The organism is Paractinoplanes lichenicola (assembly GCF_016785085.1).
Lineage (GTDB): Bacteria > Actinomycetota > Actinomycetes > Mycobacteriales > Micromonosporaceae > Actinoplanes > Actinoplanes lichenicola.
Genome location: NZ_JAENHO010000001.1, coordinates 493,148 through 515,207 on the forward strand (window position 1 = coordinate 493,148; position 22,060 = coordinate 515,207).

19 protein-coding genes and 2 pseudogenes are annotated in these 22,060 nt (G+C 72.3%); 4 read left to right on the forward strand and 17 right to left on the reverse strand.

All coding sequences use genetic code 11. The features are described 5' to 3' along the window. Window positions 1–15 precede the first annotated feature (15 nt). The 10 genes and pseudogenes from JKJ07_RS02245 to JKJ07_RS02280 form a co-directional block, all read right to left on the reverse strand. The gene (locus JKJ07_RS02245) at window positions 16–942 is read right to left on the reverse strand and encodes a zinc-binding dehydrogenase (RefSeq protein WP_202989457.1); all 927 of its coding nucleotides are present in this window, start codon (window positions 940–942) and stop codon (window positions 16–18) included. A 157-nt stretch (window positions 943–1,099) separates the two neighbouring features. After that, window positions 1,100–1,254: pseudogene (locus JKJ07_RS49510) on the reverse strand (IS110 family transposase); the annotation flags it as partial. 83 nt (window positions 1,255–1,337) lie between these two features. Then, window positions 1,338–3,023 (reverse strand): CocE/NonD family hydrolase, encoded by a 1,686-nt coding sequence (locus JKJ07_RS02250; RefSeq protein ID WP_202989458.1) that lies wholly within the window; start codon window positions 3,021–3,023, stop codon window positions 1,338–1,340. A gap of 22 nt (window positions 3,024–3,045) precedes the next feature. Beyond that, a complete protein-coding gene (locus JKJ07_RS02255; RefSeq protein WP_202989459.1) occupies window positions 3,046–4,221 on the reverse strand; it encodes a multidrug effflux MFS transporter in 1,176 nt (391 codons plus the stop codon). A 10-nt stretch (window positions 4,222–4,231) separates the two neighbouring features. Then, window positions 4,232–4,924 (reverse strand): DUF4832 domain-containing protein, encoded by a 693-nt coding sequence (locus JKJ07_RS50970; protein ID WP_268919071.1) that lies wholly within the window; start codon window positions 4,922–4,924, stop codon window positions 4,232–4,234. Window positions 4,925–4,948: 24 nt separating this feature from the next. Beyond that, a pseudogene (locus tag JKJ07_RS50975) lies at window positions 4,949–5,413 on the reverse strand (DUF4874 domain-containing protein); the annotation flags it as partial. Between the two features lie 18 nt (window positions 5,414–5,431). Continuing rightward, window positions 5,432–6,247 carry a carbohydrate ABC transporter permease gene (locus JKJ07_RS02265; protein WP_202989460.1) on the reverse strand — a complete coding sequence of 272 codons (816 nt, stop codon included), beginning with the start codon at window positions 6,245–6,247 and terminating at the stop codon, window positions 5,432–5,434. Beyond that, window positions 6,240–7,142: a carbohydrate ABC transporter permease gene (locus JKJ07_RS02270; protein WP_202989461.1), complete on the reverse strand. Its 903-nt coding sequence runs from the start codon at window positions 7,140–7,142 to the stop codon at window positions 6,240–6,242. The genes JKJ07_RS02265 and JKJ07_RS02270 overlap by 8 nt, the downstream gene beginning before the upstream one ends. A 4-nt stretch (window positions 7,143–7,146) precedes the next feature. Then, a complete protein-coding gene (locus JKJ07_RS02275) occupies window positions 7,147–8,385 on the reverse strand; it encodes an ABC transporter substrate-binding protein (protein ID WP_236028182.1) in 1,239 nt (412 codons plus the stop codon). A 108-nt stretch (window positions 8,386–8,493) separates the two neighbouring features. Beyond that, window positions 8,494–9,603: an ROK family transcriptional regulator gene (locus JKJ07_RS02280; protein ID WP_202989463.1), complete on the reverse strand. Its 1,110-nt coding sequence runs from the start codon at window positions 9,601–9,603 to the stop codon at window positions 8,494–8,496. A gap of 91 nt (window positions 9,604–9,694) precedes the next feature. Between JKJ07_RS02280 and JKJ07_RS02285 the strand changes: the two genes are divergently transcribed. Then, window positions 9,695–10,966, forward strand: a complete 1,272-nt coding sequence (locus JKJ07_RS02285; protein ID WP_202989464.1) for a Gfo/Idh/MocA family protein — start codon at window positions 9,695–9,697, stop codon at window positions 10,964–10,966. Between the two features lie 47 nt (window positions 10,967–11,013). Here JKJ07_RS02285 and JKJ07_RS02290 read toward each other — a convergent pair whose 3' ends face one another. From JKJ07_RS02290 to JKJ07_RS02305, 4 genes are all read right to left on the reverse strand, one after another. Next, window positions 11,014–11,454 carry a serine hydrolase domain-containing protein gene (locus JKJ07_RS02290; RefSeq protein ID WP_202989465.1) on the reverse strand — a complete coding sequence of 147 codons (441 nt, stop codon included), beginning with the start codon at window positions 11,452–11,454 and terminating at the stop codon, window positions 11,014–11,016. Between the two features lie 68 nt (window positions 11,455–11,522). Then, a complete protein-coding gene (locus JKJ07_RS02295) occupies window positions 11,523–13,250 on the reverse strand; it encodes an AfsR/SARP family transcriptional regulator (RefSeq protein ID WP_202989466.1) in 1,728 nt (575 codons plus the stop codon). A gap of 1 nt (window position 13,251) precedes the next feature. Beyond that, window positions 13,252–13,503, reverse strand: a complete 252-nt coding sequence (locus JKJ07_RS02300; protein ID WP_202989467.1) for a DUF4242 domain-containing protein — start codon at window positions 13,501–13,503, stop codon at window positions 13,252–13,254. A gap of 413 nt (window positions 13,504–13,916) precedes the next feature. Beyond that, complete coding sequence (locus JKJ07_RS02305) at window positions 13,917–14,801, reverse strand: NmrA family NAD(P)-binding protein (protein ID WP_202989468.1); 885 nt, start codon at window positions 14,799–14,801, stop codon at window positions 13,917–13,919. A 50-nt stretch (window positions 14,802–14,851) separates the two neighbouring features. On the opposite strand from JKJ07_RS02305, the gene JKJ07_RS02310 reads away from it, so the two are divergent. Further along, window positions 14,852–15,562: a TetR/AcrR family transcriptional regulator gene (locus JKJ07_RS02310; RefSeq protein ID WP_202989469.1), complete on the forward strand. Its 711-nt coding sequence runs from the start codon at window positions 14,852–14,854 to the stop codon at window positions 15,560–15,562. Between the two features lie 10 nt (window positions 15,563–15,572). Here the strand turns inward: JKJ07_RS02310 and JKJ07_RS02315 are convergent, their stop codons facing one another. Then, complete coding sequence (locus JKJ07_RS02315; protein ID WP_202989470.1) at window positions 15,573–17,195, reverse strand: PHP domain-containing protein; 1,623 nt, start codon at window positions 17,193–17,195, stop codon at window positions 15,573–15,575. Between the two features lie 57 nt (window positions 17,196–17,252). Here JKJ07_RS02315 and JKJ07_RS02320 point away from each other — a divergent pair, with 57 nt between their 5' ends. Both JKJ07_RS02320 and JKJ07_RS02325 read left to right on the forward strand, forming a co-directional pair. Then, the gene (locus JKJ07_RS02320; RefSeq protein ID WP_202989471.1) at window positions 17,253–20,057 is read left to right on the forward strand and encodes an AfsR/SARP family transcriptional regulator; all 2,805 of its coding nucleotides are present in this window, start codon (window positions 17,253–17,255) and stop codon (window positions 20,055–20,057) included. A 49-nt stretch (window positions 20,058–20,106) separates the two neighbouring features. Further along, window positions 20,107–20,295, forward strand: coding sequence for a hypothetical protein (locus JKJ07_RS02325; RefSeq protein WP_202989472.1), 189 nt, complete (start codon window positions 20,107–20,109; stop codon window positions 20,293–20,295). Window positions 20,296–20,601: 306 nt separating this feature from the next. On the opposite strand, the gene JKJ07_RS02335 is transcribed toward JKJ07_RS02325, so the two are convergent. Together JKJ07_RS02335 and JKJ07_RS02340 are read right to left on the reverse strand one after the other, a co-directional pair. Then, window positions 20,602–21,084, reverse strand: coding sequence for an NADPH-dependent FMN reductase (locus tag JKJ07_RS02335; RefSeq protein WP_202989474.1), 483 nt, complete (start codon window positions 21,082–21,084; stop codon window positions 20,602–20,604). 140 nt (window positions 21,085–21,224) lie between these two features. Beyond that, a complete protein-coding gene (locus tag JKJ07_RS02340) occupies window positions 21,225–22,010 on the reverse strand; it encodes a helix-turn-helix domain-containing protein (RefSeq protein WP_236028184.1) in 786 nt (261 codons plus the stop codon). Window positions 22,011–22,060: the final 50 nt, after the last annotated feature.

Genomic DNA, 22,060 nt, shown 5'->3' on the forward strand with positions numbered 1-22,060 from the left:
TGTGGCCGCCCGCGCTCAGTCGACCTCGACGACCGCCTTGCCGTGCAGCGTGCCCTGGCGCAGGGCGTCGATCGCCTCGCCGGCCCGGCGCCAGGAGCCGCGCCAGCTGATGGAGGGCTGCAGCGTGCCCCGGGCCACTTGCTCGTTCAGCCAGGCGAAATCGGGCGGCAGGGGCGAGCCGTCGAACTGGTGGAAGCTGACGATGCTGCGGTTGTTGCGCTGGGGATCGGCCATCAAGGCGGCGTACGGGAAAGACTCGCCCTCGGTGGCAAGGTGCCCGAGCGAGACAAGGACACCGCCGTCGGCCAGCCGGTCGAACGCGCGCACGAGCAGAGCCCCGCCCACGGTGTCGATGACGGCGTGCACGGTGTCGTCGTAGTCGGCCGGATCGGCCACCACGACCTCGGCGCCCAGCCCGCGCAGCTCGTCCGAGAAGCGCCGGGCCGACCTCGTCACCGCGACGGGCCGGGCGCCGCCGAGCCGGGCCAACTGAACCGCGAAGCGCCCCACGCCGCCGGTGGCGCCGGTGACCATGATGCGCCGGCCCAGCGTCGGACCGGCTCGGCGCAGGGCGCGCAGGGCACTGTTCGCCGCGATCGGCACGGTGCTGATGGCTGCCAGGTCGGCATCGGGCGGGGCGACGCCGAGTATCGCGGTGCTGACGGCCCTGAACTCCGCCCAGGCCCCGCCGTCGCCGAACGTCGTAACCAGCGTGCCAACGGCCGGCCCCGACCCGTCGGCCGCGGCCTCGACGACCCGGCCGGCGGCCTCCCAGCCCGGGACGCTGCCGTCGGCCAGGCCGCTCGCGGTGGCCAGGTCGCCGGCGTTCAGGGCGAACGCCTCGACCTTGACCAGGGCCTCACCGGGGCCAGGGACCGGTTCCGGCGCCACGCCAAGGGTGACGCCGGAGGACGATGTGTGATCCACAATCAATGCGCGCATGATCAGTCGATCAAACACCCTGTTCCCGGCACACGGTCTCGTTTCCTCGTCGACCCAGGACCCGCGAAGTCGAACACGTGGCGGTCGCCGCTCGGTCGTAGACGACGCCCACTTCGCGCTAGGGCAGGCCAAACTCGCGGTCCAGGTTGGTGACGCGGTCGAGAGAACGGGCTGCCGGGTCCACTCCGGGACGAGTTCGTGCAGGTGCCAACGAAGCCGGTTGATGGCCCGGGTGCGTTCGGCGACCAAGTCTTCGCGGTGGTCGACCAGGAGCCGCAGGTGGCGGTCAGGCCCGTCGAGATGTGCGATGGGTGCGAGGGCGATCTCGGCGGCCTCGGCGCATGGGCGTCAAGGTAGCCGGGGCGCCCCGTCGAGGGGGCGCCCCGGGTGTTGGGTCAGAAGCCGAGGGCCTGGCGGCCGCCCACGATGGGGAGGTCGAGGCGGCTGGCGGTGGGGTCGATGGTGATCTGGGTGCCGGGCAGGGGGCGCAGCGTGTAGTCGTAGTCGGTGGACAGGAGGGCTACGCCGATCTGGTGGCCGGCCTTGAAGACATAATCCTCGGGCTGCATGTCCCAGCGGATCTTGTACTTCTTGCCGGGCACGACGGGAAGCGAGTGGGACTTCGAGGCGCGGTTCTGCGGGTCGATCCAGCCGCGGGTGACGATGACCGGGTCGGCGCCCGAAGGGCCGTAGTCGACGAGCACCGCGGTCAGGTTGGCGGCCGTGCGGTTGTCGATGCTGACCTTCAGATCCACGTACGGGGTGCCGCTGAGCCGCACGTCGCGGGGCAGGGTGGGCCAGCGGTAGACGAGCCGGTGGGGCGATTCGGCGGCGATCAGCTGCTCGACCGTCTGCGTGCGGCCGTTGTCGGTGAACGTAGCGGGGCCGGCGGTGAGCGGCAACGAAGCCGTACGGGTTCCGGGCACCGGCCACGACGTCGTGCGCTCGGTGACGGTCCCGTCGGCGTCCTCGAGGGTCACGCGCGGCTCGCGGTTGACGCCGTTGTCGGTGCCGTAGATGTAGTGGTCGATCCACCGGTCGACGGCGTCGCTGAATTCCTGCGACTGCGGGCTGCCGTGCCCGCCGTCGTACAGCCAGAGCTTGCGGTCGCCCCGGAGCGCGGACCAGAGCTGGATGCCCTGCTTGGGCTTGACGTTCCAGTCGGCGAGACCCTGGGCCACGAAGACGCTGGCCTGGATCTTCCCCGCCTGCGCCGTATAGTCGCGTTCGGCCCACACTCGGGAGTAGTCGCCGGTGACCCTGTCCTGGATGCGGGTCAGCCGGTCCATCGCGGCCGCGCAGACCTCGGGATTCTCGCGGGTGAGGATGTATTTCGACATGACGTCGAGGTCCTCGCCCTGCCAGCCGCCGGGGGCCACGACCAGGCCGTTCGCGCGGTAGTAGTCGTACCAGCTGGTGACGGCGGACATCGGGATGATCGTCTTGAGGGCGGACTTGCCGGTGATGGCGGCCATGATCGGAAGCGTGCCGTTGTAGGAGACTCCGCTCATCGCCACCCGGCGCAGCGACCAGGTCGCGGTGACCGGCTTGCCCGCGGCGTCGTACGCGCGGCCCTTGCGATCGAGCCAGTCGACGACGGCCCGCATGGCGGCGGTCTCGTCCTTGCCGCCGGTGTCGGGGCAGCCGGTCGACAGGTTTGTGCCGAGGCTGTCCGCGGTGATGATGGCGTAGCCGCGGTTCGTGTAGTGCCGGAAGGCCGCGACCGCCTTGCCCTGGCCGCGCTTGGCCGCGCCCCGCATGACGTCGGCCAGCCCGGCGGCCGGGGTCTCCTGGGGCAGCCGGTCGACGTCGACGCTGGGATACGGCACGTCGACACCGGGACCCGCGTACGGGGTGGGCAGCACGATCGAGCCGACCTTCTGGTCCGAGGCCGGCCGGGTGATGTTCAGATGGACCCGGTCGCGCACCCCGTCGCCGTCGGAGTCGAGCGGGACCTCCACCCAGACGTCCTCGACGATGTCGCCGGGGGGTGCGGCCGAAGCGGGTGCGGCGAGCGGGACCAGAGCGCCGATCAGGGCGAGGGAGATCACCGTCGCCAGCTTGCGTCGCATCGATGTCATCCAATGAGGATGCCCCGTCGGGTCAGCCCGCGCTGCCCCGTCCGCGGACCGCCACGAAGAGGGCCGCCGCCGAGCACGCCAGCATGGTGGTGCCCATCGCGACCGCGGTCACCGTCCCCGGCAGGGTCATCGCCGAGGCGGCCAGCCCGCCCACCAGGAACTGCAGCAGCCCCTGCAGCGACGAGGCGGATCCGGCGGCCGACCCGTGCCCGTCCAGGGCCAGCGACGTCGCGTTGGCCAGCACGAGCCCGAGCATCGACACCACCAGGAACAGGCCGGCCAGCAGGAACGGCAGCGGCAGGTCGAGCACGGCGCAGGCCAGCACCCCGGCCGAGGCCAGGGTGGCCACCGTCAGCCCGATCCGCAGCAGCGCGCGCTCCCCCGCGACCCGGCCGACGAGCATGCCGTTGACCTGGCCGAGCAGCACGATGCCGAGCCCGTTGAGCCCGAAGACCAGGCTGAACTGCTGAGCCGTGAGCCCGTACGCCTCCTGCAGCACGAACGACGACCCGGAGATGTACGCGAACACGGCGGCGAACATCAGCGCCGCGGCCAGCACGTAGCGCATGTAGTGCGGGTCGGTGACGAGGGTGCGGAAGGCGCGCAGCGTGCCCCGCGGATGGGAGCGCGCGTGGTGCGACTCGGGCAACGTGAACAGCACCGCGACCAGCAGGGTCAGCCCGATCGCGGCCAGCACGAGGAACACTGCCCGCCAGGTGGTGACCGTCAGCAGGAAGCCGCCGAGCACGGGGGCCAGGATCGGCGCCACCCCGTTGACGACCATGAGGGTCGAGAAGAACCGGGTCATGGCTGTGCCCTCGAACAGGTCGCGGACGATGGCCCGGGCCAGCACGATGCCCGCCGCCGCGCCCAGCGACTGCACGATCCGCCCGGCGATCAGCCACTCGACGGTCGGGGCCAGCGCGCACCACAGCGATCCGGCCAGATAGAGCGTGATGCCGGTGAGCAGCGGGCGACGCCGGCCCCAGGCGTCCGACAGCGGCCCGACGATCACCTGCCCGACGGCCAGGCCGACGACGAACACCGTCAGGGTCAGCTGCACCAGCGACGGGCTGGTGCGCAGGTCGTCGGCCATGCCCGGCAGCGCCGGCAGATACATGTCGATCGTGAGCGGCCCGAAGCCGCTGAGCGACCCCAGGATCAGGGCCAGCCGCAACCGCCGTCGAGTGAGAGACACATGATCATTGTCAGCGAACGGTGACCGTGGCGTTCAGGTTGTTGAATCCGGTCGCGGCTTCCCACGTGCCCTCGTTGGCGAGCCGGATGGAGTATTCGGCGCGGGCCGGCAGCAGCGGGTCGGGCAGTTCCAGCAGCAGCCGGTACGACCCGGGGGTCAGCGAGGAGGGCACAATGACCGTTTGCGCCAGGGTCAGGGCGCCCGGCTGCCAGGTGCGCGGGTCGGCGTTGAGCGGGATCCGGGTGATCGCCCCGGTGGCCGCCGACCGCAGCACCAGCCGTACGGCTCGCGGGTTGTAGGGCGCGGCCCAGCCGTCGTTGCGGAGCCCGACACTGATCGCCAGCGGTCCCCCGCGACTCGCGCTCGACGGGTAGGTGCCGTTGACCAGCGTCAGCCGATAGCCGAGTTTGCGCTTGATGTCGTTGAGGCAGCCGCCCGCCGCGAAGCCCGCGATCACATCGGGGTTGTAATTGACGTTCAGGTACGACCAGTGGAAGCCGGACAGCTCCGAGACGGCGGTCGGGCATTGCGAGCGCGGCGGGTTCACCACGCACGTCTCGCCGCCCATCGGATTGGTGCGCGTGTCCTGCTGCAGATACGGGTATTCGACGGCCGGGTTCTCATAGGTGCCGAAGTCGTCCGGGCTGGCCAGGAAGCAGTCGTTGTGATGCCCGATCCGGGCGACGGCCCCGGTGCCGTACATGGTGCGTTTGAATTTCGGCGTACGGAGTTGGATCGCTCTCGAGGAGGGCAGCACGCTCAGCAGTTTGTCCGTGACCCGTTTGCGGTCGGCCCAGTTCTGCGCGCTGATCACCCCTTCGTCGCCGAAGTTTCGGGTGTCCCACCATTCGCCCCACGTGCCGATGAAGCCGGCCTGCACGACCGAGATCACGTCGGCATTGCGCTGGAAATAGGGCGCGAGCTGATCGAGGTGCGCGACGACCTGGGCCGGGGTGGCGTCCGCGTCGTCGGTGTCGGAATAGGCGAACCGCAGCACGACTTTCAACCCCGCCCGCCGTACGGTGTCCAGTTGGTTTTGCAGTTGGGTCAGCGCGGCGGCACTGATCGGCGTGGTGCGGAAGTCGCGCAGATAGAAGATGCACATCACCAGCGAGATGTTCTCGGTCGTGCGATAGCTCCGCAGCACGTTCTCGTCGAAGGCGCCGGCGTCACAGCTGCTGGTGTGGTGATAGAGCCCCCGTTCATTTACTCACCCCTTTATTCCGGTCTGTGCGATGCCTTGGATGAACTGCCGCTGCAGGAAGATGAAGACGACGATGACCGGCACCGAAGCGAGCAAGGAGCCGGCCATGAGCACGGGATAGTCGGTCTGGAACTGGCCCTGCAGCGAGGCCAGCCCGGCCGAGAGCGGCATGGTGTCGGGGTCGCTGTTGACCACCAGCGGCCAGAACAGGTCGTTCCACGACCACAGCAGCACCAGCACGGCCAGTGCGAGCAGCCCCGGGCGGGCCAGTGGCAACATGATCGACCAATAGATCCGTACGGGTCCGGCGCCGTCGAGGCGGGCCGCCTCCTCCAGCTCCGGGGGCAGCCCGAGGAAGAACTGCCGCAGCAGGAAGACGCCGAACGCGCTGAACAGGCCGGGCACGATCAGCGCCTGCAGAGTGTTGAGCCAGCCCAGGGCCGACATGATCTGATACTGCGGGATGATGAACAGCTGCGGCGGCACCATGAGCACCGACAGGAACAGCCCGAAGAGCACCTTGCGGCCCGGGAACCGCAGCCGCGCGAAGGCGTACGCCGCCATCGAGCAGAGCAAGACCTGCCCGGCCGTACGGGCGAGGGCCACGATCACCGTGTTGCCGAACTGGGCGCCGAAGGGCAGCAGGTCGAAGACCCGCCCGTAGTTGCCCCACCGGCCGCTGGGCAGCAGCGTGGGCGGCACCGCGGTGGCCTCGCTCAGCGACTTCAGCGACGTGACGAGCTGCCACACGAACGGCGCCACCATGACCAGCGACGCGGCGATCAGCACGGTGTGCAACAGCACGCGGGACCGGCTAGGCATAGTGCACCCACCGTCGCTGGAGCCGGAACTGCACGAGGGTGAGCGCCGCGATGATCAGGAGAAGCACCATGACGATGGCGGCCGCGTAGCCGCGCTCGTTGGTCACGAAGGCCCGGTCGTAGAAGAGCGCGACGACGGTCTGCAGCCGGGGGTAGGCCGGGTTGGCCCGCGCCGACGCGCCCGACCCGGCGATCACGAAGACCAGGTCGAACAGCTGCAGCGAGCCGATCACCGAGATGACCGAGACGAAGAACGCGGTCGGCGAGAGCAGCGGCAGGGTGATCCGGAAGAACTGCCGCACCGGGCCGGCCCCGTCGAGCGCGGCCGCCTCGTAGTATTCGGCCGGGATGGCCTGCATGCCGGCCAGAAAGATGATCAGGTTGTAGCCGAGGCTGCTCCAGATGCCGATCACCACAAGGGCGTAGAGGGCCGTGGCAGGATCGGCGATCCAGTTCGGGCCGTCGATCCCGGCCAGCGACAACAGATAGTTGATCAGGCCGTAGTCGCCGTTGTAGAGCCAGCGCCACACCATCGCCACGGCGACCGGCATGGTGACCACGGGCAGGAAGAACAGGGTGCGATAGACGCCGGCGCCGCGCATCTTCCGGTTGAGCAGCGCGGCGAAGACGACGGCGAGCGGGATCGAGACCAGGCCGAGCACGGTGTACGAGATCGTGTTGACCAGCGCCCGGCCCACCTCGGAGTCGTGGATCAGCCGGACGTAGTTGTCGGCGCCCGACCATTCGTGGCCGCCGAACGCGCCCCATTCGGTGAAGGAGAAATACGCCGTCTGCAACACCGGCCAGAGATAGAAGACGCCCAGTCCGAGCGCGATCGGAGCGATGAACGCGTACGCCCACAACGCCTCGGTGATCCGGTCCCGCCGTCGTGTCACCCGCTCACTCCTTGGCGAGCAGGTCGTTCATCGTCTTCGCGAGGTCGGTGGCGGCCCGGTCGACCGGCTGCTCGCCCGACCACGCCTTGGTCAGATGGGTCAGCTCCGCCTCGTTCCAGGCCGCGGTGTTCTTCGAGACCGGGTACGGAACGGCGTAGTCGACCGCGTCGAGGAAGGTCTGGAGATTCAGGTCCGGGTGCGCCTTGACCCAGTCGGACTGCGTTCCCTCGTACGCGGGAATGGGTCCTTTCTTCCCGAGGATGTCGGCGGCCGGCTTGGAACCGAGATACTTCACGAACTCCCAGGCCTGCTTCGGGTGCTCGGATTTGGCCCCGACGACGTTGGCCACGCCGTGAATGATGGTCGCCTGCTTCTCGCCCTTCGGCAGCGGTGCGACGTCGACCTTGTCCTTGGTGTAGTCGTTGCCGGTGAACTCGCCGACGTTCCAGGAGCCGCCCCAATACATGGCGAGCTTGCCCGCCTCGAACAGTTGCAGCGGCACGGTGTCGGTCATCGTCTTGAGGTCGGGCGAATGCTTGTTCGCGATCAGGTCGGTCCAGAACTTGAGCCCGGCGATCGTCTTCGGGTCGTCGTATCCGGACTTCTTGCCGTCGGGCGAGATGACGAAGCCGCCGGCCTGCGCGATGGTGTCGTACTGGTATTCCTGGAAACTGCTCAGCGGGGCCCCGACGCCGAAGACACCCGTTTTGGCGTCGGTCAGCTCGGCCGCCGCGTCCTGGAAGTCGGCCCAGGTCCACCCGTCCTTCGGATAGGGCACTTTCTTGGCGTCGAAGAGCTTCTTGTTGAACCAGACGCCCACGGTGTCCATGTCCTTGGGCAGACCGAAATTCTTTCCCTCGTACGTGTAGAGGTCGACCAGCGGTTTGGGATAGACCGACATGTCCGCCTGTTCGGCGTTGGGCGCGATCACGCCGTTGGCCGCGTAGAGCTGGAAGTTCGGCCCGTTCATCCAGAACACGTCGGGGGCCGCGCCGCCGGTGGCCGCCGCCTTGAGCTTGGTCCAGTAGCCCTCCCACGGGGTCAGCTGGACGTCGATGGTGGTGGTCGGGTGGGTGCGGGTGAAGTCGGCCGCCAGTTCCTGCATGGCCGCCTTCTGGTTCTGGTCCCACACCGCGTAGGTCAGCGTGACGTTGCCGTCCGCCTCGCCGTCATCGTCGCCGTCGCCGCCGGAGCAACCTGACAGTGCCAGCCCTGCCGCCAGCAGGGCAGCACCTACTCGCATGAAGGTGCGCATCTCATCGCCTCAAAAGATCGATGCCGGGAATTATCATGGGGTGCATGGAAATTAATGCACGTCATCCATGACTCACAAGGGATGACCGGCAAACGCTCAATCTCGATTGCGCGCGAAGCGCTGCGGCGAGCTCATGTCGAGCGCGAGCTTGGCCGCGCCCAGGGCCACTCCCTCGTCGGCCAGCACCGAGACGCGCAGCTCGGGCGTGCGCAGGCACCAGCGGTCGAGCTCGGCCCGCAGCGGCTCGAGAAACACGTCGGCCGAGCGCGAGAAGCCGCCGCCGATCACCACCAGCTCGGGGTCGAGGGTCAGCACCAGCGCCGAGATGCCCTGCGCGAGGTCCTTCACATAGCGCCGCAGCGCCGCCGTGGCCGCCTTGTCGCCGGCCCGGCTCGCGGCGAAGACGTCGCCGTCGTGCAGCCACGCCCGCAGGTGCCCGGGCGCGCGCTGCCAGCCCGCCGCGGGCAGGGCGCCGATCTCGCCGGCCGCGTTGCCGAACCCGCGGTGCAGCTTGCCGCCGATGACCAGGCCGGCCCCGGTGCGCCAGCCGGCCAGGATGAAGACCATGTCGGCGGCGTGCCGGGCGACGCCGCGCCAGGTCTCGGCGAGCGCGGCGACCTTGCAGTCGTTCTCGACCCAGACCGCCCCGCCGACCCGGTCGCGCAGATGACCGGCCAGGTCGACGCCGGTCCACTCGGTCAGCGCCTCGGACAGCATCACCCGGCCCGTGCCGTCGACCAGGCCGGTGGTGGCCACCCCGGCGCCCCACAACTCCTCGCCGGTCAGGCCCGCCGAGCGCAGCACCCCGGCGACAGCCTTGTCGACCGCGGCCAGCCGCTCGCTGCGGCCCAGCTCGGGCGTCACCGCGACCTGCCGGCTGTGCCAGACCGTGCCGTCGAGGTCGGTGATCACCGCGAGCACCTTGTGCCCGCCGACGTCGACGCCGAGCAGGTGACCGGCGTCGGCCCGGAACCGGTAGCGCCGGGCCGGGCGGCCGACCCCGCCCGCGGCCGGCTCCATCTCGGCCACCCAGCCCACCTCGAGCAGCTCCTGCACGACGTCCTCGGTCGAGGCGCGCGACAGCCCGACCCGCTGGGCGAGCTCGGTCAGCGTCTGCGGCCGCTCGTCGCGCAGCACCCGCATCACCGACTCCGCGTTGAGCTGCCGCAGCCGGGACAGGTCCCCGCCGTTCAGGTGTGCCGTCACGCCCGCCCCCTTGAGCTTCCGCCCCTGCCCCTTGAGCTTCCGTCCCCGAGGCCTTTAGATGGAGTCCTGGATAACTTGCCGAAGGGACACCATGTCTGCGGTGACTCTAGCTCTCGTCGGTGCGGGCCTCCGGGGCCAGGCCTACGCCCGGCACGCGGTCAGCACCGGCGCGGCCCGGGTGGTGGCCGTGGCCGAGCCCGACCCCGGGCGGCGCGCCGCGGCCGCGGCCGAGTTCGGTGTCGAGCCCTCCCTGGTCTTCGACTCGTGGACCGGCCTGGCCGACCGGCCCCGCGCGGCCGACGCAGCCATCGTGGCCACCCAGGACCGGATGCACCGCGACCCGGCCGTCCGGCTGGCCGACCTGGGCTATCACCTGCTCATCGAGAAACCGCTGGCCCCGACGGACGAGGACGCCGCCGCGATCGTGGACGCGGCCCGGCGCAACAAGGTGATCACCGCCGTCTGCCACGTGCTGCGCTACACGGCGTACACCCGGCTGTTGAAGTCGCTGCTGGCCGAGGGCCGGATCGGCAAGCTGGTCAGCGTGCAGCACCTGGAGCCGGTCGGCTGGTGGCACTTCGCGCACTCGTTCGTGCGCGGCCACTGGCGCAACACCGAGCTGTCCGGGCCGCTGCTGCTGACCAAGTGCTGCCACGACATCGACTGGCTGATGTATCTGTTCGAGCAGCTCCCCGACCGGGTCAGCTCGTTCGGCAGCCTGTCGCACTTCCGCGCCGCCGAGCGGCCGGCCGGGGCGACCGAGCGCTGCCTGGACTGCCCGGTCGAGCCGACGTGCCCCTATTCGGCCAAACGCCGCTACGCGCAGGCGCTGGCCGACCCCGACGAGCACTTCTGGCCGCTGGGTGCGGTCACCCCGACCGCCACCGCCACGGCCGTCGAGGACGCTCTGCGCGACGGCCCGTACGGGCGCTGCGTCTACGCCTGCGACAACGACGTGGTCGATCACCAGGTGGTCAACATGGCCTTCCCCGACGGCGCGACCTGCTCGTTCACGGTCAGCGCGTTCACCCCGATGGAACACCGCCGCACCCGGCTGCAGGGCACGCACGGCTATCTCGACGGCGACGGCCGCACGGTGCGTCACCTGGACTTCCTGACCGGCCGCGAGGAGATCCTCGACTCCGCCACGGAGAGCGGCCCGTCCGCCGCCGACGGCCACGGCGGCGGCGACGAGGGCCTGGTCGACGCCTTCCTGCGGGCGGTGGCCACCGGCGACGACTCGGCGCTGCTCTCCGACCCGGCCGAGAGCCTGGCCACCCACCGCGTGGTGTGGGCGGCCGAGCGGGCCCGGCTCACCGACCAGGTGGTGCGCCTGCCGGTCGGCACTACGCGTGGTCGATGAGGTCACGTCGGCCGGTGGCTGGCCGGGCCCGAGCGACTTGACGACCGTCATCCCGCGGCGGCAAAACCTTCCGCCGTACGGGCTTGGTTGATCGGCAGCTCTTCGGCGCTCTCGGGCAGGCCGCTCGTGTGCTGCAGCAGCTGCCGTACGGTGATCTTCGGCCCGTCGTGGCCGTTGCCCTGCACCACCCCGGGCAGCAGCTGCTCGACGGTGTCGGTGAGTCTCAGCCGGCCCTCGCCGACGAGCTGCAGCACGGTCGTCGCCGTGAAGATCTTGGTCGTGCTGTTGATGCGGTGGTAGGCGTTCCAGGGCACCGGTCCGCTGCGGACGACGGTCGTGTGGGTGCCGGTCCGCACCTCGGCCAGCACACCGGCCGCCCCGGCCCGGACGATCGCGTCGGCGTCGCGCTGCAGTTCCGGCTTGGGCGCCGCGCCGGCCGTCGACGCGGTCACCAGGGCAACACCCATCAGAACCAAATTTCTCCACATGCCCACGACCTTGCGGTGACGCGGCCGATCCCGGCAGAGCCCGATGTCACCGCCGGCGATGACAGCAATCACTCGACGGCGTTCATCAGGTCGGCGGCGTCCAGGTCGCCGCTGTGTCGCAGGGCGTGGACGGTCATCTCGCGCATTCCCGTACGGGAGGCCAGACGGCGCAGTGTGTCGATCCACACCGGCGTGTCGGGGTGCCCGTGCCGGCGGCCGAGCGTGCACTGCGCGTCGAGGATGTGCGCGTCGAGCCACACGTACGGGTCGGCCAGGCGGTTGGACCGGGCGCGCGCGTCGGCCAGCAGCTCGAACGCCCGCCCGCTGTGCCCTTCCGCCTCGGCGACCAGGGCCAGCGACCGGGCCGCCATCCCCTCCCAGCAGGGGTCGCCGAGCTGGCAGGCCCGGGCGAACGCCTGGCGCAGCATCCGGGCCGCGGCGGCAGGGTCGCCCGCGGCCAGGAGGGTCTCGCCGCGCATGGCTTGCGGCCAGGGCAGGAAGGCCAGCCAATGGTCCCGCGACGCGACCTGGATCGACTCGTCGAGACGCGCGGCGGCCGCGGTCAGGTCCCCGGTGAGCAGGTGCACCCGGCCCAGCATGGACAGCGCGTACGCCTCGGTGCGCGCGTCGGCGGCCAGCCCGATCGCCTGCTCGAGCCGCTCCCGGGCCCGCGGGTAGGAAGCGCGGTCGCTCTCCACCGAGCCGAGATAGGTGCTCACCCGGGCGACGACCGCGGGCGAGTCCTCCCCGGCGGCCAGGGCCTCGGTCAGCCATCGTTCGGCCCGGTCGTAGCGGGCGCGCAGGAAGTCGACGTACCCGATCTCGGCCCGGGCCCGCGCGGCGGCGGCCCGGTCGTCCGCGGCGAGCGCCAGCCGGTCGGCCTCGTGCAGGATGGCCAGGCCCTCCTCGTCGAGCCCGCGCAGCGAATGGATCAGGGCCTCGGCCAGCCGGAGCCGGGCCGCGAGCCGCCACCGCGTCGACCCGGCGCGGTCGGCCAGCCGGACGGCGGTCCGCAACGAGCGGACGCCGGTCTCGACCGAGCCCGCCGAGATCGCCGCCGCGCCCGACTCGACGATCGCCTCGAGCGACGCGTCGTCGGCCTCCTGGTGGGACTCGCGTGTCGTCGCCAGCGCGGCCCGCACCGCGATGCCGGGCCGGGCGTCGAGCTCGCGGGCGAAGAGCTCGGTGACCGCCGCGTACTGCTGTTCGGCCGCCCGGTCCTCGCCGGCCAGCCGATACAGCCGGATCACCAGGGCTTGATGGTTCTCATCGAGCGGGTTCATGCCGGCCGCCCGTACGGCGAGGTCGCGCGCCGCCGTCAGGTCGCCCGCGGCCAGCCGGCCCAGCGCGGCCTCGTGCAGGATCGCCTCGGCCGCGGCGGCTATCCGGCGGCGCTCGGAGAGCAGCCACGACTCGTACGCGGGAGCGCTCTTGACCGTGACCCCGTCGAGCAGCTCGGCGCCGAGGCCCGGCAGCTCGACCGCGGCCGCCCAGGAGCCGTGCCGCAGCACATCGACATCGACGACCGCACCCGGCGGCAGCCGCAGCCGGACAGGGTCGCCGTCGACCTCCACCCCGAGGGCGCGGCGAATCTCGGCCAGCCCCCAGCGCAGGGCCCGCAAAGGATCGTCGGCCTCGGCGTAGAGCAGGCCGGCCAGCCGGGACCGGGTCAGGGGCCGCTCGCTGAGCACCAGACAGGCCAGCAGGGCCCAGCTCTTGCGGCTGCGCACCTGATACGAGACCCCGTCGGACCGGTCGACCCACGGGGACCCGAGCAGGTGCACGGCCAGGCCCATGTCAGCCCTGGGCGCTGATCGGATAGATCTCGTCGGCGACCAGGCCGTGGGCCTTGCGGTGCACGGTGCCGGCCGCCTCCGCGTCGGGCGCCTCGACCAAGCAGAAGATCTTCCCCGCCTCCTCGTCCACCCAGTACTTCAGGTATTCGACCCCATACTCCCCCTGGGTGGCCAGGTCGGCCTCGTGCGCGGCCGCGACGTCCTTCGCCGTGACGCCACCTTCGACGTGGTGAATGTCCATGAACACGGGCACGGTTCGCTCCTGACTTGTGCGGTCCCGGGCGTCTCCCGGGCTCCGCACTCATCAGACGCCGCCGGTGTTTGACAGGCCGTTTGACGCTCAACGATCGGCCCGGGCCGGCAGCTGATCCGCCTCGTCCACAGTTGCTGGCGCCGCGTCCTGCTCATCGTTGCGCTGCCGATCGCGGCCCGCCGCGCGGCGGCGGGGAACAACACCACCACTCCGACCGGCCGAACCCGACCGGCCGACGCACCCCAATAGCCTAGTAAGACTATGGGATTTGAGGTTATGGTCTTACCGGCACCGAGCCTGGTCGGGCTGATCGAGGAGTGAGTCATGAAGCGTCTGTGGGACACCTTCGTCGACGCAGTGATCAGCATGGCCGTGCTGCCGCCGGAGCCGGAATGCGCCGACGCCCTGCGGTATCAGGCACCGCGCAGGTGGGACCGGATCGCCGCGGCACCCGACTCGTTGAGCCACTGGGCCAGGGTGCGCAGGCCGGGGTGAATGACGCGCAGCGCCTCGACGTCGGCGTGCCAGCCCTGCCGGCTCTTCCGGGCCCGGGCCACCACCGGCCCCAGAGCCGCCGCCTCGTCCTCGGTCAGCTCCTCGTAGCGGACCGGAACGCCGGTCGCCTCGCTGATCAGGGCGGCCGCCTCGACCGGGGTCGGCTGATCCCCGGCCAGCTCCAGTGTGCGCCCGGCGAACCGTTCGGGGTCGGCGAAGGCGAGCGCGGCGAACTCGGCGATGTCCTCGACCGCGATGACCTGCATGGGCTCGTGCGGCGCGAACAGGTGCCGGTGCACCCCGTCGACGATGCCGTCGATGCCGGCCACGCCGCCGAGATAGTTGCTCATGAAGCGCACCGGGCGGAGCACCGTGGGCCGCGCGACGGTCTCCCGGAGGTGCTGTTCGATCAGGCCCTTTCCGGCCGAGCCGGGCTCGCCCCTCGACGTCGAGGCGACGGTGCTGAGGACCACCTGCTCGACGCCGGCCGCGGCGGCCGCGTCGATCAGCGCCCGGCCCCGCCGGGCCTCCAGCTCGGTGCCGGCCCCGGCCGGGCCGAACGCCACCGGCGGCACCGCGAAGACGGCGGCCACCCCGTCGAGAGCCGGGGGCAGGCTCGCCGGATCGTCGAAGTCACCGCGCACGAGGACGGCGCCGGCCGCGGCCAGCGTGGCCGCCGCGGGTGTGGCCGGGTCGCGGACGAGGGCCCGCACCGGGCGGCCCTGGGCCAGCAGCCTGCGGGCGGTGGCGCCGCCCTGCTTGCCGGTGGCGCCGGTGACAAGAACGGGAGTGTTTACTGACATGAGACGGAATGCTCCGCCCGCTTCGCTCACACCGACAAGGCTTTCGTGACATGACAGATGCACCGGTCCGGGCCGACGCCCGCCGCAACCGGGAGCTCGTGCTGCGCGCCGCGGCCGACGTCTTCGCCGCCGAGGGGCTGGACGTGTCGCTGGGCCGGATCGCCCGCCGGGCCGGGGTCGGCGCGGGCACGGTCTATCGGCATTTCCCCAGCAAGGAGTTCCTGCTCGAGGCGGTGCTGGCCGAGCAGGTGGACGGTTTCACCGCGGCCGCCGAGCGGTGGGCGGCCCAGGCCGGCCCGGCCGAGGCGCTGTCCGGCTTCCTGCTCGAAGTGATCGAGAAGTCGGCCGGCCGCAAGCTCATCTGCGACACCCTGGCCGGCGACCGCGGCTGGCCGCACGCCACGCTGGGAGCGGCGACCCAGCGGTTCGGCCGGGCCCAGCAACGCCTGCTGGGCAACGCGATCCGGGCCGGCGTCGTCCGCCGTGACGTGCGGGCCGACGACCTGGCCGCGCTGATCGCCGGTGGCGCCGCGCTGCGCTCGGCGCACCCCGACCGGGCTCGCGGCAGCCGGCTCGTGCACGCGCTGCTGGCGAGCGTGGTCACGAAAGAGCCCACCTTTCGTGACAGCACCCGGGATCGAGGTCACGAAACCACGGCCTGCCAGGAGTGCGGCGCCGCCCTGCAGCCGCGGCCCACCGGGCGGCCGCCCAGCTATTGCGGGCCCACGTGCCGCCAGCGGGCCCGCCGCCGGCGACGGTAGCGGGCCGGGCTCAGGCCACGTCGATGAAGATCGGGTTGGTGTAGAGCCAGGTGTCCAGCCACGGGTCGCCGTCGCCCGGCGGGTGGGCGATCGGGCCGTGCGGGTCGACGCGCGCGCCGAGCAGACCCGCGCCGTGCCGGTTGCCGTCGGACCCCCGCAGCCGTACGTATCCCGGGCCGGTCGCCGGGGCCAGCGGGATCCGGACGGTGTAGCGGCCGCTGCGGCGAGACACGTCGGCCGTCTCGACCACGCGGGTCTGCGGGGCCCGCCACGAGTCGGGGTCGGCCGGGCGGCCGGTGACCGCGCCCCGGATCACGTCGAGGTGGGCCAGCCGGGGCAGGACGCCGTGGAAGTTCGGGCGGGTGGCGCTGTCCACGGTGACGGTCAGCGTGAGGCGGTCGCCGCGGCGCACGCGCAGCCGGCCGCCCAGCGTCGCCGACCCGCCCCGGGCCGAGGTCAGCCGCACGTCGAGGCCGTCGACGAGCTGGCCGTGGTCGACCCAGACGCGGCCGGCCCGCAGCCCGGCCAGCACCTCGCGGTAGCCGTACCGGGTCACGCCGACGTGCGTACGGCTGAACTGGCCGGGCCAGAAGTCGCTGCCCGGCTGCGCGACGCCGGTCTCCAGCGGGTCGGGCACCTTGCCGAGGCTGTCGAACGTGGCCCCGGGCGGGTAGTCGCCGTTGCGCAGGGTGTCGCGGACCGTCCGGTGGTTGTCCGAGTTGCTGGTGATCGTGAACAGCCGGCCCTCGGCCAGCAGCGCGTCCCACAGGCCGCCGACGGTCGCCGTCATCCAGTCGAAACCGCCGTACGTCACGTACGCCTCGGGCGGGTAGCCCGCGTACGACTGGGCCGAGGGCTTGTTCTCGTATTCGCCGCGGATGCTGTTCGCGCCGCGCAGACCGGGCAGGGCGGCCCCCTGAGCGCCCGGGGCGCCCTCCATGCCGATCATGACCGCGGGGGCGGCGTCGCGCCAGGCCCGCAGCTCGTGCGGCGAGTCGATGCCGAGCCGGGACGGGTGGTTGGCCAGCGCGAGGACGTCCTGGGGCTGGGCGGCGAGCCACTTGATGGCGGCCACCGCCAGGGCCTCGTTGGCCGCGGTGCCGTCCGTGCGGCCGAGCAGCTTGCCGTCGCACGTGCGCTCGAACTGCCGCAGCAGCTCGACCTCGTGCTCGCCGGGCGCGGTGAAGACGGTCGCGTGCTCGGCCCCCGGGATATACCACTCGAGACCCTGGAAGATCAGCAGGCGGGGGTTCTCGGCCCGGGCGGCCACGATGTCGGCGTGCTCGAGGGCCGCGCCGATCGCGTCGTGGCCGAGGTTGCTGTGCTCGGTGCAAACCATCCAGTCGAGCCCGAACTGCGCGCCGCGCCGGGCCGCCTGGTTCAGCGTGTACTTCGCGTCGTGGCTGTACTGGGTATGCACGTGGTGGTCGCCGACCAGGTAGACCAGCTCCGGGTCGTCGGCCGGGCGCGATCCGCCCGCGGCCGCGGGAGCCGCGCCGGGCAGGGCGCTTGCCGTCGCGAACGCTGCGCCGAACAGCCCGGCCCGCTTCAGGATGCCCCGGCGGCTGAGCCCCTGCGGATCGAGGTCGGCGGCGGGAACGGCGGGATCGGCCCAGCGGGGCAGCACACTCATGGCGTCCGACCGTAGCCACCGGCCCGGCCCCGGAGGCGAACCCGACATGAAGTATCGATGATCTTACCCGTACGCACCCCCTTGCCCCCGGCCCGTACGGTGGCCGTGGTCGATGCGTCTCAGAGGCGGGAGGGCGCCACCATGGCCGTGGACTTCGCGCTGCTGGGCCCGGTCCGGGCGCGTGTGGACGGACGGCTGGTGCCGTTGCCGCCGGGCCGGCTGCCCACCGTGCTGGCCGCGCTGCTGCTCGCTCGGGGGCGGGTCTCGACCGAGCGGCTGATGGGCGCCCTGTGGGACGAGCCCCCGGCGTCGGCGGTGCCCAACCTGCGCACGTACGTCGCTCAGCTGCGCCGGCTGCTCGGCCCGCACGCCGACCGGCTGACCCGCTCCGGCGACGGCTACACCCTGCGGGTCGAGGCGGGCGAGCTCGACCTGCACGTCTGGGAGCAGTCCCTGGCCGATGCCCGGCGCGCGGCCGGCGACGGAAACCCCGCCGAGGCGGCCGACCTGCTCGCGGCCGGGCTGGCCCGGTGGACCGGGGCCGCCGCCGAGGGCGTGCCCCGCCGGGGAGCGACCGGCCGTGGCCTGCACCTGCTGGACGAGGCCCGGTGGGGCGCGGTCGAGCGGCACGCCCGCGCCTGCATCGACGCCGGCCGGCCCGGCCAGGCCGTGGAGGGCCTGCGGGCGCTGGTCGCCGAGCAGCCGGCCCGGGAGACCGCCTGGCAGCACCTGGTGCTGGCGCTGGCCCGCGACGGCGACCGGGCCGCGGCGCTCGTGGCCTGCTCGGAGGCCCGCCAGGCGCTGGTCAGCGAGCTGGGGGTCGAACCCGGGCCGGTGCTGCGCGACCTGCAGGCCCGGCTGCTGCGCGGCCCGCGCCGCGAAGCGCCCGCCGGGGCGGCCGCCCCCGTCGTCCGGACGCTGCCGCCGGACCCCGAGATCGTCGGCCGGGACGAGCTGATCGAAGCGGTGACCGGGGCCGAGCCGGGCACGGTGGTGGCGTTGCACGGGCCGGCCGGGGCGGGCAAGTCGGCGCTGGCCGTGCGGGCCGCCTGGGCGCTGGCCCCGGCCCACCCGGACGGCCAGCTGCACCTGGACATGTGCGGCAGCAGTCCCGGCCTGACCCCGATGACGACCGGCGACGCGCTGGCCTCGCTGCTGCAGGCGCTGGGCGTCGCCGCCGCCGGCTCGGCGGCCGAGCAGCTCACCGCGCTCGGCACGGCGGTGCGCGGCCGGCGGGTCGTCGTGGTGCTCGACAACGTGGTGGACGCGGCCCAGGTGCGCCGGCTGCTGACCGGTCTCACCGGCGCCACGGTGCTGATCACGAGCCGGTCCATGCTGTCCACGCTCGACGTGCGGCGGCAGGTCGCCGTGGGCGAGCTCAGCCCCGCCGCCGCGGTGTCGCTGCTGGCCCACCTGAGCGGGCGGCCGCGGGTGGCGGCCGCCCCGGACGACGCCCGGACGCTGGCCGGCCTGTGCGATCACCTGCCGCTCGCGCTGCGGATCGTGGGCGCCCGGCTGGCCGGCCGGCCCGACTGGCCGCTGGCCGCCATGGTGACCCGTCTCGCCGACGAGCGCCACCGCCTCGACGAGCTGGCCGCGGACGACCTCGCGGTCCGGGCCGGGCTGTCGCTGACCTGCCGCGCCCTGCGGCACCGGGCCGGCGGGGCGGAGGCGCTGCACCTGTTCGACGCCTGGGGCGCGGTCGGCGCGCCCGTGATGAGCCTCGGCCTGGCCCGGGCGGTCACCGGCGCCGACGCCCACGAGGCCCGCGCCGCGCTGGACCGGCTGGCCGAGGTGCGCCTGATCGAGCCGGTCGCCGAGGACCGGTACCGCATCCACGACCTGGTGCGGATCTACGCGATGGAACGGGCGGCCGGCCACCCGTCGGACGCGCTGCACCGGGCCCGGTGCTACTACCTGGGGACCGCCCGGCGCGCCCGGGACCTGCTGCGGAGCAACCTGCACCGGCAGCCCGACGACTTCGCCGAGAAGACGCCGACGGTCGAGCTGGCCGACGACCAGGACGCGCTGCGCTGGTTCGAGAGCGAACGGGTCAACCTGCGCGACCTGATCCACCGCTGCGCCCGGGAGGCCACGACCGAGGGCGACCGGTTCGCCGCCCGCCTGGTCGTCGAGCTCTACCCCTTCCTGCCGATGCGCGGCTACTACACCGACTGGCACGACCTGGCCGAGGCGGCGCTGGCCGGGGCCCGCCGGCTCGGCAGCCCGCCCGACGAGACCGCGGTGCTGATCCAGCTGGCCGGGGCGCTGTCGCGGGCGGGCCAGCACCCCGAGGCGATCGGCACGCTGCGGGCCGCGCCGGCGGTGACCGAGGCCCCGATGACCGCGCTGGTGCTCGATCACCTGGCCGTCGCGCTCACGCACGGCGGCCGGCTGGCGGAGGCCAAGGAGTGCTTCGGCCGCTGTGTCGAGCTGCACCGGGCCGGCGGTCAGCGGTCGTCGCTGGGCATCACCCTGAACAACCTGGCCGACCTGCACCGGCAGCTCGGCGAATACTCCGACGCGCTGCGCCACCTCACCGAGAGCCTCGCCCTGCGGCGTGAGCTGGGCGACCGGCTCGGCGCAGGCATCACCACGCTGACGATCGGGCAGGTGTACGCCGAGGACGGGCGGGCCGGCGAGGCCGTCGCCTGGCTCACCGACGCCCTCGACTTGGCCCGGTCGACCGGGAACACCGAGTCGGAGTGGCGGGCGTTGACCGTCCGGGCGCGGTTGTCCCGGGAAGCGGGCCGGCTGCACGAGGCGCGCGCCGACCTGGCCGACGCGCTGCGACTGTCCGAGGCGGCAGGCGACGAGCAGGGCGCGGCCGAGGTGCGCCAGTCCCTGCTCGACAGTCAGTAGTCGCTTTCCCGAGCCGCCGCCCGCGATGATCGGGGGCGGGTGGTGAAGCATGAGCGATGAGGCCGAACCCGCGACGAGCGCAACTCGCCTGCGACCGCCGCGTCATCCCGTCGATCGCCGCGCCGTCGGCTGGTGGACGACGAATCTGGTGCTGCTGGTCGCCGCGCCGGTGGCGGTGCTCGACCGTCCCGCGGGCCCGGCGGCCGAGGGCAGCCTGGCGGTGCTCGGCCCCGGCTAGATCCGCTACGCGCCGCTGTCCTTCGTCACGCCGCTGCTCGGGTGGCGCGCAGCGGGTCGGTGCGGCGGTGCACTGTGACCCTGCAGCGGCCGGGCATCATCGGCTGGACTGTGCGGCAGTCGGTCTTTCAGCGCCGGGCCGGGCCGGCCACCGTACGGGTTACTACGGCGGCCGGTGCGGGGGCGTATGCCATTCGTGATGTGGACGCCGGGGTCGGGCTCGACGTGACTGATGCCGCTGTTCCGGGGCTGTTGACGCCGTTTTTGGAACGCGTCGACTTTTGGAACGCGTCGGCTGACCTCCGAGTCAGGCGGCGATGGCTGCCGCGTACTGGTCGGCGACCGCGGTGAGGTCGGAAAGCTCGGGCCCGATCGCGGTCAGTCCGAAATCGATCACGTCGGCGCCCAGCTCGCGCAGCAGCCGGGCCAGGAACGCCTCGGTGATGTCGGCCTGCTCCTGGAAGCCGGCCGTGACGACCGGGATCGCCAGCACGCCGGCCAGCGCGTTCGGCGGGAAGTGCTCGAAGAGGACCTTGAGCAGCCCGCTGTAGCTGCCCTGCAACGTCGGCGACGCCACGATCAGCACCGACGCCTCCTGAATCGTGGTCAACGCCCGCCGGGTGACCCGATCGTCCGCCCGGAACACGTGAGCACCCAGCTCGGCCACGTCGACGACGACCGGCGCCCCGCGCCCCTCCCGCGCCGCGAACCGGCGCCCCACCTCGGCCGCAAGCTCAGTCGTACGCGATCCCGACCGGGGATGACCGGAAACGATGACAATCTCGGACATGGGCGACCTCCCGTCGTCCGTCAAACTTCCCGCCATCCTCCCCCGCAACCTCGATGATGTCATCACCTGGGAGTAGCCAATTCGCTGCCTTCAGTAGCCAAGGAGGCGCCGCGACTCTCCACCACCGAACCGGCCGCCGGTCAGGTACGCATGCCGGCGATCGTGAAGGCAACGAGCCGGTCGGCCCTCTCCACCGACTCGTGTTCGCGCAGCCAGGCCGCCGAGTTCATCAGGGCGAACACGTCCTCCCCGGTCACCTCGGCCCGGATCGCCCCAGCATCACGCGCCTCGGCGACTAAGGCCTCGCCGATCGACTCCATCCGCACGCAGCTGGCGTGCAGTTCGGACGCCTCGTCCCCGAAGCCTTCGACCAGCACCCCGGCCAGCCCCGAATAGGCGGCGGCATGCTCGACCACCGCGCGGACCCATGCCGCCAGCCGCTCGGCCACATCGTGGCCCTCCTTGCCGAGCCGCCGCCCGGCCGCGCCTTGGGACTTCTCGCCGAGCGGCCGCCGGGTCGCATCCTGGACCTTCCCGCCGGGCCGCCGCCCGGCCGCATCTTGGACCTCCTCGCCGGGCCGCCGCTGGGTCGCATGCTGCACCTCTTCGCCGAGCCGCGGGGACTCCTCGCTGAGCAGTCGAGACTCCTCGTCGAGCAGTGCGGACTCCTTTCCGAGCAGGCGGTCGCCGACGGCGAACAGCGCGTCGTTGCGCTCGCGCAGCAACGCCCCCAGCAGGGCCCGGCGGTTCGGGAAGTGGCCGTACAGCGTGCCGATCGCGACGCCGGCCCGCCGGGCGATCTGCTCCAAGGGCGCCTCGACCCCCTGCTCGCGGAACGCGGCCTCGGCCGCCGCAAGCAGCCGCTCGGCGTTGCGACGGGCGTCGGCCCGGGGACGGCGGGTTCGCGCCGATAAACCGTCTGTCAAGGCATCTCCTGGCCAACTCAAGATGAGCTCGACCTTGCTAAGTCGAGGCA